Origin of the sequence: Aquipseudomonas alcaligenes NBRC 14159, from assembly GCF_000467105.1 — a bacterium.
GTDB classification, from domain to species: Bacteria; Pseudomonadota; Gammaproteobacteria; order Pseudomonadales; family Pseudomonadaceae; genus Aquipseudomonas; species Aquipseudomonas alcaligenes.
The window spans coordinates 70634-86698 of sequence record NZ_BATI01000033.1 but is presented as its reverse complement, the minus strand read 5'-3'; the positions used below and the strand labels follow the sequence as shown (position 1 = coordinate 86698).

The following is a 16065-nucleotide window of genomic DNA, read 5'->3' as shown; positions in this document are numbered from 1 at the left end:
CCAGAGAGTTGCCAATATGTTTTTTCATTGATCTAGCTTCCCTGCCAGATGTGGAATCGAGGATTGAGTGTAGATAGGAGTTGGCAGATGCCAAGTTGGACTCGAAGCGATGTGGTGATAGTGGGTGGCGGGGTAATGGGGTTGCTTAGTGCTTTGGTTCTGGGGCGTCAGGGGCTGAGGGTGACTTTGCTAGAGCGTGGCGAGGTGGGTGAGGAATCCTCATGGGCGGGCGGGGGCATCGTCTCTCCGCTTTACCCGTGGCGCTACAGCCCTGCCGTTACTGCGCTGGTATCTTGGTCGCAGGACTTCTATCTGCCCTTTGCCGCCCGTCTTGCCGAACAGGTCGGGATTGATCCTCAGGTACATCCAACGGGGCTGTATTGGCTTGATTTGGAGGATGAGGTACAGGCGTTGTCCTGGGCTTATAGCGAGGGCAAGATACTTTCACGTCTGTCAATAGATACGGTCCGTGCATTCTTGCCGGCGCTTGGAGTGGATTTCGCGAGTGCTATCCACATGCCTGGTGTGGCCAATGTACGTAATCCCAGGCTAATAAAAGCTCTGCATAAAGCGCTGCTGGGACTGTCAAATGTGCAACTGCATGAGCAGTCAGAAGTACAGGGATTCTTGATTGAGGCAGGGCGCCTCATTGGTGTTACTACCCCAGCAGGTGATCAGTATTCGGATCGAGTCTTGTTAGCGGCGGGAGCTTGGAGTGGTCACTTGCTTGCGCAGCTTGATATTCGACTTCCAGTTGCGCCGGTCAAGGGGCAGATGATCCTTTACAAGTGCGAGCCGGGCTTCCTGCCGGCCATTGTCCTGGCCAAAGGGCGCTACGCGATTCCGCGCAAGGATGGGCACATCCTGGTCGGCAGTACGTTGGAGCATGTCGGTTTTGACAAGACGCCCACCGAGGAGGCTTTGGCGAGTCTCAAGGCCTCTGCCGAGGAGCTTCTGCCGGCGCTGGCCGACGCTGAAGTGGTCGGCCACTGGGCGGGGTTGCGTCCCGGGTCGCCGGATGGCATCCCGTTCATCGGAGAGGTGCCGCAGTTTCCGGGGTTATGGCTGAATTGCGGTCATTACCGTAATGGCCTGGTGCTGGCGCCGGCGTCCTGCGAGCTGCTGAAGAACCTGATGCTGGGCGAAACCCCCATCGTCGATCCAGCGCCGTATGCGCCTGCTGGGCGCTTGGGGTTGGTCTAGGGGGATTCGGTGTCAGTCAATGCCCAGCTTCTTCAGGCGATAACGCATTGAGCGGAAGGTCAGGCCCAGGCGCTGGGCGGCGGCGGTGCGGTTCCAGCGGGTTTCCTCGAGGGCCTGCATGATCAGCTTGCGCTCGATCTCTTCCAGATAGTCTTCCAGGTTGTCGATCTGCGCCAGCGAGGCCTCGCCGCTCTCGCCCGCCGGTGCAGCATCTGCCAGGCGCAGGTCGGCGGCTTGGATCTGGTCGTTCTCGCACAGGGTGTAGGCGCGCTCCAGCATGTTCTCCAGTTCGCGCACGTTGCCGGGAAAGCGGTAGCACTTGAGCTTGTCCAGCGCCTCCAGGCTCAGGCGGGCCGCCGGCAGGCCGCTGCCCTCGGCGAGGCGTTTAAGCATGGTGTCAGCCAGCAGCGGGATGTCCTCGCGGCGCTCGCGCAGCGGCGGTACGCGCAGCTCGATGACGTTCAGGCGATAGAACAGATCCTGACGGAAGCGCTCTGCAGCGACTTCGGCAGCCAGATCCTTGTGTGTGGCGCAGAGGATGCGCACGTCCACCACCACCTCCTGTTGGCCACCGACGGCACGCACGGCTTTCTCCTGAATGGCGCGCAGCAGCTTGACCTGCATGGCCAGCGGCAGGTCGGCCACTTCGTCGAGGAACAGGGTGCCGCCATTGGCCGCCTGGAACAGGCCCTGCTTGTCCTCTATCGCGCCGGTGAAGCTGCCCTTCTTGTGGCCGAAGAATTCGCTTTCCATCAGTTCTGACGGGATGGCGCCGCAGTTGACCGGTACGAAGGGTTTTTCGGCGCGCGGGCCTTGCTCGTGGATCAGGCGCGCCACCAGCTCCTTGCCGCTACCGGACTCGCCGCTGATATAGACCGGCGCCTGGCTGCGCGCGAGCTTCTGGATCTGGTTGCGCAGCGCCTTCATTGGCGGCGATTCGCCGAGCAGGCGGGTGTCTACCGGTCCCTCCGTGGTTTCGCCGCTGCGCAGGCGCAGGGCGGTGGCGACCAGCTCACGCAGGCGGCCGAGGTCTACCGGCTTGGTGAGGAAGTCGAAGGCACCGGCCTTGAGGGCGTTGATCGCGGTGTCCAGGCTGCCATAGGCCGTGATCATGGCGACCGGTACTTCGGCATGGCGCTGCTGGATGTGCTGGACCAGTTCCAGGCCGGTGCCATCGGGCAGGCGCATGTCGGTCAGGCACAGGTCGAAAGGCTCCCGGGCCAGCCACTCGCGGGCTTCCTTGACGTTGCGGGCGCTGCGAGTGTCGAGCTTCATCCGCCCCAGGGTGATCTCCAGGAGTTCGCGGATATCGGGCTCGTCGTCGACGATCAGGGCTCTCTGCCGGGTGCTCATGTTCAGCTCAGCTTGCGTGGGTGGGCGAAGGTGATGCGGAAGCAACTGCCGCCCCCCTCGCGCAGTTTGTAATCGAGGCGTGCTTGATTGCTCTCGCACAGTTCGCGGGAAATATACAGGCCGAGGCCGGTACCCTTGTTGTCCGTGGTGTAGAAGGGCTCGAAGATGTGCTGCATCTGGTCGACCGGTACGCCGGGGCCGTCATCCAGCACCTCGAGTGTCGGCAGGTCGCTCTCCGGATCGCGATAGAGCTTGAGCCAGACCTGTCCGAGTTGGTGCTTCTGCGCGCTGTAGCGCAGGCCGTTCTGCACCAGATTGCTCAGGATCTGCGTCAGCTGGTGCGGGTCCATGCGGGTCTGCAGGCTGCCGCTCTGGGTCTCCAGGTGCAGTGTCTGGTCCAACCGTGCGGAACTGCGGAACTCGCTGGCGAAGCGATGCAGCCAGTATTTCAGGTCAAGCAGCTGAGGCTCGGCCTGACGCCTGCGCGACAGTTGCAGGACGTTTTCGATCACCGTGTTCATGCGCCGCGAATGGTCCTGGATGATCTGCGCCAGGCGTCGATCCGGCTCTTCCAGGTCCTCCGACTCCTGCAGCAGCTGGGCGGCGTGGCTGATTGCGCCGAGCGGGTTGCGGATCTCATGGGCGATGCCGGCGGTCAGGCGACCCAGGGAGGCCAGCTTGAGCTGCTGCGCCTGCTGGGTAACCTGCGAGATATCGTCGAGGAAGATCAGGGTGTGCTGTTCGCCGCTGCGTTGTAGCGGGATGAAGCTTGGCTGCAGCAACGGGCCGTCCGGCATGGCCTGCAGGCTCTGCGGGCGCAGGGTCGGGTTGTGCTGCCACTGCTGCAGGCGCTGGACCAGCTCCGGGCAGTGCGGGTCGAGCAGTTTGTGCTCCAGCTTGCTGCGACCGAGCATGCTGAGGGCGCCCTGATTGGCCAGCAACACGCGATGCTGCTTGTCCAGGACCAGGATGCCGGTGCGCATGCGTTGCAGGATCAGCGAGTTGAGTGCCTCCAGGCTGGCAACATCGACGGCACGCTGTTCGGCCAGGAACTCGCTCTGCTGCAGTCGGCTGGCCAGGCCCTGGAGGAAGATCGCGGCGGCGAAGCACAGGGCGCCGAGGGCGCCTGCCTGGACGAACTGCGGAGCTGGCGTGTTGCGCAGCAGGCTGAGATAGAAGGTCAGGGCCAGCATGCCGATGGCGGCGACGGCGGCGATCAGCAGGCCGATACGGCCGCGCAGCAGGATGTTGGCGATGGCCACCGCGACTATCAGCAGGTTGCCGATGCCGCTCGGGGTGCCGCCTGCGGCGAAGAACAGGGTACACAGCAGCAGCACGTCGAGCAGTGCCAGGCTGAAGACCTGGGCCAGGTGGCTCGGGCGCTGCAGCAGTACGGCGACCAGCACGTTGAGTACCAGGTAGGTCCAGCTGCCATAGCGGAACAGCTCGGCGTGTGCCAGCTCCAGCAACTGGTCGTCCAGGTCGCTGGAAATCAGCAGCACCAGCGCCAGGCCGATGATCACCCGATAGAGGTTGTACAGGCGCAGTATGCGTCTGCCGGGGGCGCCGTCGAGGGTCAGCTGCTCGGTGCTCACTGGCTGCCCTGATCCAGATGGGCCTGGCTGCAGAACCACTGCGCCCCTTGCGCCAGCGCCTTGTCACGCGGCACGTGCACGCCGCATTGGGCGCACCGCACCATCGGCGCGGGCGCATCTTCCCTGGGCGTGGCCTGGGCGCTGGCGGCGGGTTTCTTGAAGCGCCGCCACAGCCAGACAGCGGCGGCGATCAGGGCAATCCAGAACAGCAGGCGGAACATGGTGTGCTCTTCTTGTTGGCAAAGGCGCAGTTTAGCCAAGTGCATCGGCGCAGCGCAGCAGCTAATGCGAGAGGCATGAAAAAGGGAGGCCTAGGCCTCCCTTTTTGCAGTGCTGCATGGCTCAGTCGAACAGGCCAAAGGTCATGTAGCTGAACCAGGAGCGGTCGTCGGCATTGCCTTCGGCCTCGCTCTCCAGGTCCTCTTCGACCTCGTCCTGGTTCTCCGGCTGCAGCTCGTCCGGGATTTCTTCCTTGGCGTCTTCGTACTGACGGATCACGTCCTGGCTGGCGCGGGTTTCGCCGGGCGGCAGCGGAGCATCGGATTCGATCAGGCCCAGCGTGGCTTTGGCCAGCCAGGAACGGTTGTCGGCTTCCTCTACTACCGGCACGAACTGGCCATCGACCAGAGTCGGGTGATCCGGGTAGTTGAGCTTCAGGGTTTCCAGGCTGGTGGCGGCCAGGTCGTCCAGGTCCAGGCGCTGGTAGGCCTCGACCATCAGGGCCAGGCCGTCACCAACGGAGGGCGTCTCCTGGAGGTTTTCCACCACATAGCGGCCGCGGTTGGCGGCGGCCACATAGGCCTGGCGGGTCAGGTAATAACGACCGGCGTGGATCTCATAGGCGGCCAGCAGGTTGCGCAGGTAGATCATGCGCGCCTTGGCGTCCGGTGCGTAGCGGCTGTTGGGGTAGCGGCTGGTGAGTTGGGCGAACTCGTTGTAGGAGTCGCGCGCGGCGCCCGGGTCACGCTTGGTCAGGTCCAGTGGCAGGAAGCGGGCGATCAGGCCGCGGTCCTGGTCGAACGAGGCCAGGCCCTTGAGGTAGTAGGCGTAGTCGACGTTGGCGTGTTGCGGGTGCAGGCGGATGAAGCGCTCGGCGGCGGACTTGGCGGCCTCCGGCTCGACATTCTTGTAGTAGGCGTAGATCAGCTCGAGCTGGGCCTGCTCGGCGTAACGGCCGAAGGGGTAGCGCGACTCCAGGGCCTTCAGCTTGGCGATGGCGTTGTTATAGCTGTTGCTGTTGAGGTCGTCCTGGGCCTGCTGGTAAAGCTCGGTCTCGCTCAGGTTCTCATCCACTTCCGGTTTGTTGGAGGAGCACGCGGCGGTCAGAACGAGGGTGGCGATCAGCAGCAGGTGTTTCACTTGCATGGTGGCTTGCGTCCCTGTGACGGCGGCTGTCTAGGCCTCTACCGTCCTGTTATGATGGGCGCCCCGGAAAATGCCGGGGCAAAGACGCCGTATTTAACCACAGCGTGCCGCCGAAACCAAAAGCCGCACCGCCCTCCGCAGCAGCCCATGTCCGAAGATTCCGATCAGCTCATTCAACTCACCGCCGAAGTGCCCTCCGACCTCGGTGGTCAGCGCCTCGACCAAGTCGCCGCTCAGCTGTTCGACGAGTATTCGCGCTCGCGTCTGACCGCCTGGATCAAGGAGGGCCGCCTGACCGTCGATGACGCCGTGCTGCGGCCCAAGGACGTGGTGCACGGCGGCGCCATGCTGAGTCTGCAGGCCGAGCAGGAGGCGCAGGGCGAGTGGGTGGCGCAGGATATCCCGCTGAATATCGTCTACGAAGACGAGCACATTCTGGTGATCGACAAGCCGGCCGGGCTGGTCGTGCACCCGGCCGCCGGGCATGCCGACGGCACGCTGCTCAATGCATTGCTGCACCATGTGCCGGATATCATCAACGTGCCGCGCGCCGGTATCGTCCATCGCCTCGACAAGGACACCACCGGCCTGATGGTGGTGGCCAAGACCCTGCAGGCGCAGACCAAGCTGGTCGACCAGCTGCAGAAACGCTCGGTCAGCCGCATCTATGAATGCATCTGTATCGGCGTGATCACCTCCGGCGCCACCATTGATGCGCCGATCGGCCGCAGTTCGGCCAACCGCCAGCGCATGGCGGTGATCGACGGTGGCAAGCCGGCGGTCACCCACTACCGCGTGCTGGAGCGTTTCCGCTCGCATACCCATGTGCGGGTCAAGCTGGAGACCGGCCGTACCCACCAGATTCGCGTGCACATGACCCATGCCGGCTACCCGCTGGTGGGTGATCCGCTGTACGCCGGGCGCTTCCGCATTCCGCCGGCCGCCAGCCCGACCCTGGTGCAGACGCTCAAGGAATTCCCGCGCCAGGCCCTGCACGCGCGCTTCCTCGAGCTGGAGCATCCGGCCACCGGGCAGCGCATGAAGTGGACCTCGCCGCTGCCCGAGGATCTGGTCTGGCTGCTGTCGCTGCTGCGCCAGGACAATGAATCCTTCGTCTGACTGGCTGACGCCCGACTGGCCTGCGCCCGCCAGCGTACGTGCCTGCGTCACCACGCGTGCTGGCGGCGTCAGCCTGCCGCCCTTCGACAGCCTGAACCTCGGTGATCATGTCGAGGATGACCCCTTGGCCGTTGCCGCCAATCGCCAGGTGCTGGTCGATGCCCTGGGTTGCCGTCCGGCCTGGCTCAAGCAGGTGCACAGTCCTGATGTGGTCGAGGCCGATCCCTGGCAGGTGCCGACTGCCGATGCCAGCTGGTCCGCCACCCCGGGCACCGCCTGTGCGGTGCTGACCGCCGACTGCCTGCCGGCACTGTTCTGCGACCGCGCCGGTACGCGTGTGGCGGCGGCGCATGCCGGCTGGCGCGGGCTGGCCGGCGGCGTATTGGAGAATACCGTCGCCGCTCTGGGTATCGAGCCTGCCGAGCTGCTGGTCTGGCTGGGCCCGGCCATAGGTCCGCAGTCCTTCGAGGTCGGCGCCGAAGTACGTGAGGCCTTCGTCGCCGTGCACGCCGAGGCGCAGCGTGCTTTTGTGCCGAGCGCCAATGCCGGTAAGTTCATGGCCGATCTGTACGCGCTGGCGCGCATCCGCCTGGCCGCCAGCGGTGTCACTGCCGTGTATGGCGGCGGGCTGGACACCTTCAGCGACCCGCGTTTCTTCTCCTACCGCCGTGCCGCCCGTACCGGGCGCTTCGCCTCGCTGGTGTGGATCGCGCGGCCCTGATACGGCAGCAATCCGCGCGCGACTGATCCGTATCAACGGCTCGACGCTTGAATCGGTAAAAACTGTCCTCATCTAGAGAGCAACTTCGGGCTTCACTATTGGGAGCAGTTCAGCGCTCCGGCCCGCTCACAGAGGAAGGACACATTTCATGCGAATCGACCGTTTGACCAGCAAGCTGCAGCTTGCGCTTTCCGACGCCCAATCCGTTGCCGTGGGCCTCGACCATTCCGCCATCGAACCGCTGCACCTGATGCAGGCTCTGCTGGAGCAGCAGGGTGGTTCGATCAAGCCCCTGCTGATGCAGGTCGGCTTCGATGTGGCAGCCCTGCGCAAGGCGCTGACCAAGGAACTCGACCAGCTGCCCAAGCTGCAGAGCCCCACCGGTGACGTGAACCTGTCGCAGGACCTGGCGCGCCTGCTCAACCAGGCCGATCGCCTGTCGCAGCAGAAGGGCGACCAGTTCATCTCCAGCGAACTGGTGCTGCTCGCCGCGATGGATGAGAACACCAAGCTGGGCAAGCTGCTGCTCGGCCAGGGTGTTTCCAAGAAGGCGCTGGAGAATGCCATCGCCAACCTGCGTGGCGGCCAGGCGGTCAACGACCCCAATGTCGAGGAGTCGCGCCAGGCCCTGGACAAGTATTGCGTCGACCTGACCAAGCGCGCCGAGGACGGCAAGCTCGATCCGGTGATCGGCCGTGACGACGAGATCCGCCGCACCATTCAGGTCCTGCAGCGCCGTACCAAGAACAACCCGGTACTGATCGGCGAACCCGGCGTCGGCAAGACCGCCATCGCCGAGGGCCTGGCCCAGCGCATCGTCAACGGCGAGGTGCCCGATGGCCTCAAGGACAAGCGCCTGCTGGCCCTGGACATGGGCTCGCTGATTGCCGGCGCCAAGTTCCGCGGCGAGTTCGAGGAGCGTCTGAAAGCCGTGCTCAATGAACTGGGCAAGCAGGAAGGACGCATCATCCTGTTTATCGACGAGCTGCACACCATGGTCGGCGCCGGCAAGGCCGAGGGCGCGATGGACGCCGGTAACATGCTCAAGCCGGCCCTGGCCCGTGGCGAGCTGCATTGCGTTGGCGCCACCACCCTGGACGAGTATCGCCAGTACATCGAGAAGGACGCCGCGCTGGAGCGCCGCTTCCAGAAGGTGCTGGTGGACGAGCCTTCCGAGGAGGACACCATCGCCATCCTGCGTGGCCTCAAGGAGCGCTACGAGGTGCACCACGGTGTGACCATCAACGATGGCGCCATCATCGCCGCGGCCAAGCTGTCGCATCGTTACATCACCGACCGCCAGCTGCCGGACAAGGCCATCGACCTGATCGACGAGGCCGCCAGCCGCATCCGCATGGAGATCGACTCCAAGCCGGAGGCGCTGGATCGTCTGGATCGTCGCCTGATCCAGCTGAAGATCGAGCGCGAGGCGCTGAAGAAGGAAGACGACGAAGCCGCGCTGAAGCGCCTGGAGAAGCTGCAGGACGACATCGCCAAGCTGGAGAAGGAATACGCCGACCTGGAGGAAATCTGGAAGTCGGAGAAGGCCGAGGTGCAAGGCTCGGCGCAGATCCAGCAGAAGATCGAGCAGGCGCGCCAGGAGATGGAAACCGCACGGCGCAAGGGCGACCTGGAAACCATGGCGCGTATCCAGTACCAGACCATTCCGGACCTGGAGCGCAGCCTGCAGATGGTCGACCAGCACGGCAAGGCGGAAAACCAGCTGCTGCGCAACAAGGTCACCGACGAGGAGATCGCCGAGGTGGTCTCCAAGTGGACCGGCATCCCGGTGAGCAAGATGCTCGAGGGCGAGCGCGACAAGTTGCTGCGCATGGAGGACGAACTGCACAAGCGCGTCATCGGCCAGCACGAGGCCGTGGTGGCGGTGGCCAACGCGGTGCGTCGCTCGCGCGCCGGCCTGGCCGACCCCAACCGGCCGAGCGGCTCCTTCCTGTTCCTCGGCCCTACCGGTGTGGGCAAGACCGAGCTGTGCAAGGCGCTGGCCGAGTTCCTCTTCGACACCGAAGAGGCCATGGTGCGCATCGACATGTCCGAATTCATGGAGAAGCACTCGGTGGCCCGCCTGATCGGTGCGCCGCCCGGCTACGTGGGTTACGAGGAGGGTGGTTACCTGACCGAGGCGGTGCGCCGCAAGCCCTACTCGGTGATCCTCATGGACGAGGTGGAGAAGGCTCACCCGGACGTGTTCAACGTGCTGCTGCAGGTGCTGGAGGACGGCCGCCTAACCGACAGCCAGGGCCGCACCGTGGACTTCAAGAACGCCGTGGTGGTGATGACCTCCAACCTCGGTTCGGCGCAGATTCAGGAGCTGGTTGGTGATCGCGAGGCGCAGCGCGCGGCGGTGATGGATGCGGTGAGCAGCCATTTCCGTCCGGAGTTCGTCAACCGCATCGATGAAGTGGTGGTGTTCGAGCCGCTGGGCCGCGAGCAGATCGCCGGCATCGCCAATATCCAGTTGGCGCGTCTGCGTCAGCGCCTGGCCGAGCGTGAGCTGAACCTGGAGCTGACCGACGAGGCGCTGGACAAGCTGGTGGCGGTCGGTTTCGACCCGGTCTACGGTGCGCGGCCGCTCAAGCGGGCGATCCAGCGCTGGATCGAGAACCCGCTGGCGCAGCAGATCCTGGCCGGCAAGTTTATGCCCGGTGCGCTGATCCGGGCGCGAGTGGAGGGCGAGGAGATAGTCTTCGCCTGATCGCGCTGCTCAGCCAAAGCCCCGGGAAACCGGGGCTTTTTCATTCAGGCCTGCAAGTGGCGCAGCAGCAGGGCCAGGGCGCTGATCTGGTCGTCGGCGAGATCGATGATGTGGAAGCCGCACCAGCCGCTGTGGCCGGGCTCGCCGGCGCGGCTCCACAGGCAATCGGCGCCGACGCGGATTTCGTGAATGCCGTCCAGGGGCTGATCCAGCACCAGGCGACATTCCCAGACCGAGTCGGCCTCCGGCGGTGTCTCGCTGATCAGCATGAAGCCATCCTCGGATAGGTCGACCACCCTGCCGAGCCTGCGCCCGCTGTGCAGGTCGAGTGCCTCGATATTCAGTTGCGCGGTGTGGCGGCTGTGCTGGCGGCGGTCGTCCATTCAGGCTCCTTGTCCGACTTCTTGGGCGCGTCCGGTGAAACGCTGCAGAACCCGGTAGATGGCGCTGAGGGCGCGATCCACCAACGGGGCGCTACGTTCGGGCGCGACGATGCGCGCCAGGCCTTTTTCCATTTCGCCGGCCAGCTGGCGGATCGGCTTGACCGCGACCCGCTGGCCGCTGTGGTCGACGAACATGTAGTTGTGCGTGGTCGGGCTGAACCAGGACAGCTTGAGCGTGACGGTTTCCTTGTTCTGCACGAATTCGAACCAGGTGCCGAACTCCAGCTGCTGCAGCTCCTTGATCAGCGCCTGGGTGCGCGCCGAGAGCGGCGTGTCGCGCTTGATCGGCTCGGCCAGCGCGGCGTCCTCGCCGAGCATGGCGCCCAGCGGGCTTTCCGGTAGCTGTGTCTTGATCTGCGCGGCCAGCTGCGGCTGCTGAGCCTGGACTGCGTGCTGGCAGGCAACGATGTCCTGCAGCAGACGACGGATGCCGTCTTCGTGGTAGCCGCCGAGCAACTCCAGGCCTTTGCGCAGCTCGTCGAGCAGGGCGACGCGCAGGCCCTGCAGGCGGGTGCGGCCCTCGGCATCCAGCGGCGCACCGCTCCAGGCCAGCTGCTCGGCGACTTCGCCGGCGCGGTGCCACTCGGCACTGCGTTCGCCATGGCGCAGCAGGATGAATACCAGCACGTCGGCCCAGGTCAGTTCCAGAAAGTTGTGGATCACTCCCGGCAGCTGCCGCTCGCTGAGCACCTTCTGGATCACCGCGACGGCCTGCTGGCGGGCGCCGAGCAGACGGTCGCGGCCCTTGGCGGCCTCCACGGCACGGCGCTCGCGCAGTTCGACCTTGTGCCGCAGGGTGGCGACGAACTCGTTGAATTCTTCCAGCAGGCTGTCGAACAGCTGCAGGTCGCCGTTGAAGTCGTGGATCACGCGCTCCACCGCCCAGTGGATCTTCGCCAGCAGGCCGCGTTCGTCGCCTTCGCCGCCGTACAGCACGCCGGCCTGGGCCATGGCGTTGAGCAGGCGGCGGGCAGGGTGGTGGTGCTGGGTGAACAGGGCCTTGTCCTGTACCGCCACCTTCAGATAGGGCGTGTGCAGGTGCGACAGGGCGGTCTTGCAGGCGTGCGGCAGGTTATCGTCGTCGAGGATGAAGTCGAACAGCATGCCTACCAGGTCGATGACGTCGGTTTCCTGATCTGCCAGCTTCTGCTGGCCTGGCAGGCTGCTGAGCGATTCCAGCTGTTGCTGCAGGCTGACCTTGAGTTCCTCGACCGGCTGCGGCCCCTGTAGGCGCTGGGCCAGGGTGCTGGCGGACTGCTGCTGCAGGCGGGTCAGTGCCTGTAGCAGTTCGCCGGCACTGTAGGTGCTGGTGGCCGTGCGCGGGGCGAAGCTGGCGATACTGCGTGTGCCGCCGGGCAGCGGCGCGTCGAGGTCCTGCTGGCGGCGCTCGCCGAGCAGCGCGGCCAGGCCGCCGAGCAGCTCGCTGGGATCCTGCGGTGGTGGTGCGCTGAGGTCTGTTGGCGGGTGGATGGGTCTTTCTGCCGCGCGCGCGCTGTCTTGCACGCTTGCACCGCCCGAGCCGGCCGCCGGCGAGGTGGCAGGTGCGGCCAAGGTTCCTGTTTCGCTTGCAGGCGCCGCGGCCTTGGCCGGCGGTGCGGCGGACGAGGGTGTACGCTGGGCGGTGAACTTGAGGTTGGGCAGGATGCCGGCATTGATCAGGCGCTGATTGAGCATCTCGTACAGGGTGTCCAGCCCCTGCATGATGTGGCGATCGAACAGCGTGTAAAGAATCACCTTGATGCGCAGTGGCAGCGGGTGCGGCGTCAGTGCGTCATGGAAAGCCTCAGCCAGGGCCTGCGGGCCGAAGGGATTGCTGTCTTCGCCAAGCTTCTGGCCGTTGTTGAGCAGCGCCAGACGTTGCTCCAGGGCGAACAGGGTACGAGCGCTGCGCGCCTTGACCTTGCTGACCATGTTGGTCACCTGCAGGCTTTCTTCGTACTCCTCGTTCTGCACCAGGGTCAGGCTGTCGGTGTCCAGGGCGTCCTGGGTGGTCTTGGGCTTGAGCTTGCCGTCGAGGAAATCGGCGAAATTCTGTGCGACGCGCTGGTGGTAGCTGCGCTCGATCTGCGGGCGCAGTTTGCGCACGTCGCGCATGGCGTCGAAGAACAGGCTCTGCACCTTGTTGTTCTCGGCTTTTTCCGCGCAGTCGAACAGCGTGTCATCAACCTGGGTGAACAGCCCCGAGAGGTGCTCGGCGAGATTGTTCATCACCAGCTTGCGGCAGTCCTGCACCAGTTCGCCGAAGCGTGGCTGGATGGCGCGGCTGGCAATGCCGGGGCTGTGGGGTGGTGGAGCGTCCTGTGAGCTCATGCAAAGTCCTGGGGGCGGCGGTTGGCCGCCATGTGAGACGAGTCAGACTGATAGGCAATATCCTAGCCGTTTATCTGGCACTAAGGTGCGAATCAAATAAGTCGTTGTCAGGCTTGACATAGTTTTCCCGCTACGTAAAATGGCGCGCCTCTGATACGGGAAACGGCGCAAGCCGGCCGTTGAAGAGGTTGGAATAGAGTTGTTCCGCGATAGCTCAGTCGGTAGAGCAAATGACTGTTAATCATTGGGTCCCTGGTTCGAGTCCAGGTCGCGGAGCCAAATTCCAATCGGGGTATAGCGCAGTCCGGTAGCGCGCTTGCTTTGGGAGCAAGATGTCGGGAGTTCGAATCCCCCTACCCCGACCATATTTGGGTCGTTAGCTCAGTCGGTAGAGCAGTTGGCTTTTAACCAATTGGTCGTAGGTTCGAATCCTACACGACCCACCATCATTGAAACAAAAAGCCCGCCTAGTGCGGGCTTTTTGTTGTCTGCCGTTCATGACGGCAAGCCTCCGGGCACGGGGCGGCGAACCGCCCCGGTCCTCTTCAGTGCAGCTTCAGGCGTGGCTCGGTGCTGCGGCCCAGGCGATCGGCGAGCATCAGCAGGGCGGTGCGGGGCAGGCCATACAGTGCCATCTGGTGCATGCGGTACAGCGAGATGTAGAACATCCGCGCCAGCCAGCCTTCCAGCTTCACGCTACCCATCAGGTTACCCATCAGGTTGCCCACGGCCGAGAAGCGCGACAGCGAGATCAGCGAGCCATAGTCGCGGTAGCGGAATTCCGGCAGTGCCTGGCCGTCCAGCCGCAGTTTGAGTGCCTTGGCCAGCAGTGAGGCCTGCTGGTGCGCCGCCTGGGCGCGTGGTGGGACGGTGCGCTCGCCGTCACCCAGTGGGCAGGCCGCGCAGTCGCCAAAGGCAAAGATGTTGTCATCCTGCGTGGTCTGCAGGGTCGGGCGGACCAGCAACTGGTTTATCCGGTTGCTTTCCAGGCCGTCCAGTTGTCCCAGGAAGGCCGGTGCGCGGATGCCGGCGGCCCAGACCTTGAGGCTGGCCGGCACTTCCATGCCCTGGGCGGTGAGCAGCGCATCCGCGGTCACCTGGCTGACGGCAGTGCCGGTCAGGACAGTAACGCCGAGCTTCTCCAGGGTTTTGTGTACCGGGCCGCTGATGCGCTGGGGCAGCGCCGGCAGTACGCGCGGACCGGCCTCGATCAGGGTGATGCGCATGTTCTGCGGCTGAATGCGATCCAGGCCATAAGAGGCCAGTTCATGCGCCGCGTGGTGCAGTTCCGCCGCCAGCTCCACCCCGGTGGCGCCGGCGCCGACGATTGCCACGCTGATGCGGCCATCGTCGCGCTTGCCGGCATGGGCGCGCAGGTAGTGGCTGAGCAGTTGGCGATGGAAGCGTTCGGCCTGCTCGCGGGTGTCGAGGAAGATGCAGTGCTCGGCCGCGCCGGCCGTGCCAAAGTCGTTGGTGGTGCTGCCGACGGCGATCACCAGGCTGTCATAGGCCAGTTCGCGTTCGGGCAGCAGGATGCCGCCGTCTTCGTCCAGGGTGGCGGCCAGCTTGATGACCTGGCGCGCGCGGTCGAGGCCGCTCATGCGCCCGAGCTGGAACTCGAAGTGGTTCCACTTACCCTGGGCTACGTAGTTCAGCTCATCTTCGGAGGAGTTCAGCGAGCCCGCGGCCACTTCATGCAGCAGCGGCTTCCAGATATGGGTGAGGGTGGCATCGACCAGCACGATGCTGGCCCGTTTGCGCTTGCCCAGGGTTCTACCCAGGCGGGTAGCAAGCTCCAGGCCGCCGGCGCCGCCGCCGACGATCACGATGCGATGGGTCATGGGGATTTCTCATAAGGCTTAAGGAAAGCGGTAGGCCCGGATGGGCGAGCGCGAGGCAGCTCATAGCACCAGTCCGGCAAGCAGGCGGGAAAGCAGGCCGAGGCCGATCGTCACGGCGATCACCAGCAGCAGGAGAAGCCAGGGGCGGAACGGCTTGCGTTGCACCTGGTGCTGCGGAGCGCTGAGGTACTGCTCGACGCGCTGCTGGTCTTCCGGGCTGAGGCGACTGGACATGGCGATCCTCTCGAAGAATGCCCTCATTCTAGACGCGCCGGTCACGCCGGCTCAACGCGCACTTCATCGTCCAGGCGAATGATGCCGCCCTCGATCACCCTAGCAGTGATGCCGCCATGCCCGCGCATGGCCTGGAAGGTGCCGGGGCCGAGGCGCTGTTCAAGGCGCGCGCAGGGTTGGCACCAGCCGGTGGTTTCCAGCAGCGCGCGGCCGATGCGGAAGCGCCGGCCCTTGAGGCTGAACAGGTTGATGCCGCTGACCGCAATGTTGCGGCGCAGGTCTGCCGGGGTGATCTCGCGGCCCAGCAGGGCGCTGACCACGGCCAGGTGCTCCCACTGGATCAGGGTCACCTGGCGCGCGTTGCGCGGGCCGGGGCGGGCATGGTCGCCGGTCAGTCCGGCTTCGCGGCGCGCCTCCACGGCCTCGGGTTCGAGCATGGCCTCGCGCGATTGCGGGCGCACGCCGAGCCAGCGCACGCGGCCGCGTTGTGGCACCTCGGCGAGCAGTTCCGGCAGCGTGTTCACAAGGCGATACCGACGTCGAACAGCACGGTGCGCCCGAGGCTGTGGCGCAGGAAGTCCGGGGCATCGCGGTGGGCGAAGAGTACCCGGGCGTAGTTGGGGCCGACCAGCGACAGCGAGCGCCAGCCCTGGCGCAGGTATTCGCCGGGCGGTGGGAAATGGCTGTTGAGGTCGAGCACGTCGCGCTTGAGGCTGACATAGGCGAGCAGATCCAGGTCGCCCAGGTCGAGGCCGCGTTCGCGATAGTTGTGCGCCTTTTTGCGTAGGGTAGGGCTCAGGCGCGCCTGCAGTTCGACGGCCGGAATACGCCGGGGGCGCGTTTCACGGCGCAGCAACTGGCTCAGTGACAGCGCGCTGCGCCGGCGTTCGAGTTCTTCCTTCCATTCATCGTTGAGGCGGCGGCCCTTGTCGAGCACGAAGAAGACTTCGAAGTTGGCGTCGCGGAACAATACGTCCGGGGGCTCCTGTCCGGTGCTGAATTCGTCCTGTCGATGGCGCACGTTGAGGGCCGTCAGCAGGCGCTGGCAGACCCAGCGCTCACGCTCCCATCTGCGGGCGTTGGAGAGGAATGCGTTGGCTTCTTCGGCCTGGCGTGTGAGCAGGCGCAGGTAGTCGGAGTCGTCCATGGCGGCAGCATAGCGTAAAGC

General features: G+C 65.0%; 14 protein-coding genes and 3 tRNA genes. 7 read left to right on the top strand and 10 right to left on the bottom strand.

Annotated features, from left to right (window positions below):
- Window positions 1–87 precede the first annotated feature (87 nt).
- Window positions 88–1203: a glycine oxidase ThiO gene (gene thiO / locus PA6_RS17260; protein WP_021702240.1), complete on the top strand. Its 1116-nt coding sequence runs from the start codon at window positions 88–90 to the stop codon at window positions 1201–1203.
- 12 nt (window positions 1204–1215) lie between these two features.
- Here the strand turns inward: thiO and PA6_RS17255 are convergent, their stop codons facing one another.
- The 4 genes from PA6_RS17255 to PA6_RS17240 all read right to left on the bottom strand — a co-directional run bounded on the left by PA6_RS17255 (window position 1216) and on the right by PA6_RS17240 (window position 5516).
- Window positions 1216–2556, bottom strand: a complete 1341-nt coding sequence (locus tag PA6_RS17255) for a sigma-54-dependent transcriptional regulator (RefSeq protein WP_021702239.1) — start codon at window positions 2554–2556, stop codon at window positions 1216–1218.
- A 2-nt stretch (window positions 2557–2558) separates the two neighbouring features.
- Window positions 2559–4151: a sensor histidine kinase gene (locus PA6_RS17250; protein ID WP_021702238.1), complete on the bottom strand. Its 1593-nt coding sequence runs from the start codon at window positions 4149–4151 to the stop codon at window positions 2559–2561.
- Complete coding sequence (locus PA6_RS17245; RefSeq protein ID WP_021702237.1) at window positions 4148–4372, bottom strand: PP0621 family protein; 225 nt, start codon at window positions 4370–4372, stop codon at window positions 4148–4150. Before PA6_RS17245 ends, PA6_RS17250 begins: the two co-directional genes overlap by 4 nt.
- 121 nt (window positions 4373–4493) lie before the next feature.
- Window positions 4494–5516: an outer membrane protein assembly factor BamD gene (locus tag PA6_RS17240; protein ID WP_021702236.1), complete on the bottom strand. Its 1023-nt coding sequence runs from the start codon at window positions 5514–5516 to the stop codon at window positions 4494–4496.
- A 147-nt stretch (window positions 5517–5663) separates the two neighbouring features.
- Here PA6_RS17240 and rluD point away from each other — a divergent pair, with 147 nt between their 5' ends.
- From rluD to clpB, 3 genes are all read left to right on the top strand, one after another.
- Complete coding sequence (gene rluD / locus PA6_RS17235; protein WP_021702235.1) at window positions 5664–6635, top strand: 23S rRNA pseudouridine(1911/1915/1917) synthase RluD; 972 nt, start codon at window positions 5664–5666, stop codon at window positions 6633–6635.
- Window positions 6619–7356 carry a peptidoglycan editing factor PgeF gene (gene pgeF / locus PA6_RS17230; protein WP_021702234.1) on the top strand — a complete coding sequence of 246 codons (738 nt, stop codon included), beginning with the start codon at window positions 6619–6621 and terminating at the stop codon, window positions 7354–7356. Before rluD ends, pgeF begins: the two co-directional genes overlap by 17 nt.
- Before the next feature lie 148 nt (window positions 7357–7504).
- A complete protein-coding gene (gene clpB / locus PA6_RS17225; protein WP_021702233.1) occupies window positions 7505–10069 on the top strand; it encodes an ATP-dependent chaperone ClpB in 2565 nt (854 codons plus the stop codon).
- A 44-nt stretch (window positions 10070–10113) separates the two neighbouring features.
- On the opposite strand, the gene PA6_RS17220 is transcribed toward clpB, so the two are convergent.
- Both PA6_RS17220 and PA6_RS17215 read right to left on the bottom strand, forming a co-directional pair.
- Window positions 10114–10452, bottom strand: a complete 339-nt coding sequence (locus tag PA6_RS17220) for a PilZ domain-containing protein (protein WP_021702232.1) — start codon at window positions 10450–10452, stop codon at window positions 10114–10116.
- Window positions 10453–12822, bottom strand: coding sequence for a DUF1631 domain-containing protein (locus PA6_RS17215; RefSeq protein ID WP_021702231.1), 2370 nt, complete (start codon window positions 12820–12822; stop codon window positions 10453–10455).
- Between the two features lie 203 nt (window positions 12823–13025).
- On the opposite strand from PA6_RS17215, the gene PA6_RS17210 reads away from it, so the two are divergent.
- From PA6_RS17210 to PA6_RS17200, 3 genes are all read left to right on the top strand, one after another.
- Window positions 13026–13101: transfer RNA gene (locus PA6_RS17210), tRNA-Asn, on the top strand.
- Window positions 13102–13110: 9 nt separating this feature from the next.
- Window positions 13111–13187 (top strand) — tRNA-Pro (locus tag PA6_RS17205).
- Between the two features lie 5 nt (window positions 13188–13192).
- A tRNA-Lys gene (locus PA6_RS17200) sits at window positions 13193–13268 on the top strand.
- A 99-nt stretch (window positions 13269–13367) separates the two neighbouring features.
- Here the strand turns inward: PA6_RS17200 and PA6_RS17195 are convergent.
- The 4 genes from PA6_RS17195 to PA6_RS17180 are packed head-to-tail and all read right to left on the bottom strand — an operon-like array spanning window position 13368 to window position 16044.
- A complete protein-coding gene (locus PA6_RS17195) occupies window positions 13368–14663 on the bottom strand; it encodes an NAD(P)/FAD-dependent oxidoreductase (protein WP_021702230.1) in 1296 nt (431 codons plus the stop codon).
- 60 nt (window positions 14664–14723) lie between these two features.
- Window positions 14724–14897, bottom strand: coding sequence for a DUF3094 domain-containing protein (locus PA6_RS17190; RefSeq protein ID WP_021702229.1), 174 nt, complete (start codon window positions 14895–14897; stop codon window positions 14724–14726).
- A gap of 41 nt (window positions 14898–14938) precedes the next feature.
- A complete protein-coding gene (locus tag PA6_RS17185) occupies window positions 14939–15421 on the bottom strand; it encodes an MOSC domain-containing protein (protein WP_021702228.1) in 483 nt (160 codons plus the stop codon).
- On the bottom strand, window positions 15418–16044 hold the full coding sequence (locus PA6_RS17180) for a DUF1780 domain-containing protein (protein ID WP_021702227.1): 627 nt from the start codon (window positions 16042–16044) through the stop codon (window positions 15418–15420). Before PA6_RS17180 ends, PA6_RS17185 begins: the two co-directional genes overlap by 4 nt.
- Between the last annotated feature and the right edge of the window lie 21 nt (window positions 16045–16065).

Bases quoted from the DNA above. Each gene is read 5' to 3' on its own strand.
- thiO (WP_021702240.1), top strand. From the start codon at position 88: ATGCCAAGTTGGACTCGAAGCGATGTGGTGATAGTGGGTGGCGGGGTA.
- PA6_RS17190 (WP_021702229.1), bottom strand. From the start codon at position 14,897: ATGTCCAGTCGCCTCAGCCCGGAAGACCAGCAGCGCGTCGAGCAGTAC.
- PA6_RS17180 (WP_021702227.1), bottom strand. From the start codon at position 16,044: ATGGACGACTCCGACTACCTGCGCCTGCTCACACGCCAGGCCGAAGAA.
- PA6_RS17255 (WP_021702239.1), bottom strand. From the start codon at position 2,556: ATGAGCACCCGGCAGAGAGCCCTGATCGTCGACGACGAGCCCGATATC.
- PA6_RS17195 (WP_021702230.1), bottom strand. From the start codon at position 14,663: ATGACCCATCGCATCGTGATCGTCGGCGGCGGCGCCGGCGGCCTGGAG.
- clpB (WP_021702233.1), top strand. From the start codon at position 7,505: ATGCGAATCGACCGTTTGACCAGCAAGCTGCAGCTTGCGCTTTCCGAC.
- PA6_RS17245 (WP_021702237.1), bottom strand. From the start codon at position 4,372: ATGTTCCGCCTGCTGTTCTGGATTGCCCTGATCGCCGCCGCTGTCTGG.
- pgeF (WP_021702234.1), top strand. From the start codon at position 6,619: ATGAATCCTTCGTCTGACTGGCTGACGCCCGACTGGCCTGCGCCCGCC.
- PA6_RS17240 (WP_021702236.1), bottom strand. From the start codon at position 5,516: ATGCAAGTGAAACACCTGCTGCTGATCGCCACCCTCGTTCTGACCGCC.
- PA6_RS17215 (WP_021702231.1), bottom strand. From the start codon at position 12,822: ATGAGCTCACAGGACGCTCCACCACCCCACAGCCCCGGCATTGCCAGC.
- rluD (WP_021702235.1), top strand. From the start codon at position 5,664: ATGTCCGAAGATTCCGATCAGCTCATTCAACTCACCGCCGAAGTGCCC.
- PA6_RS17220 (WP_021702232.1), bottom strand. From the start codon at position 10,452: ATGGACGACCGCCGCCAGCACAGCCGCCACACCGCGCAACTGAATATC.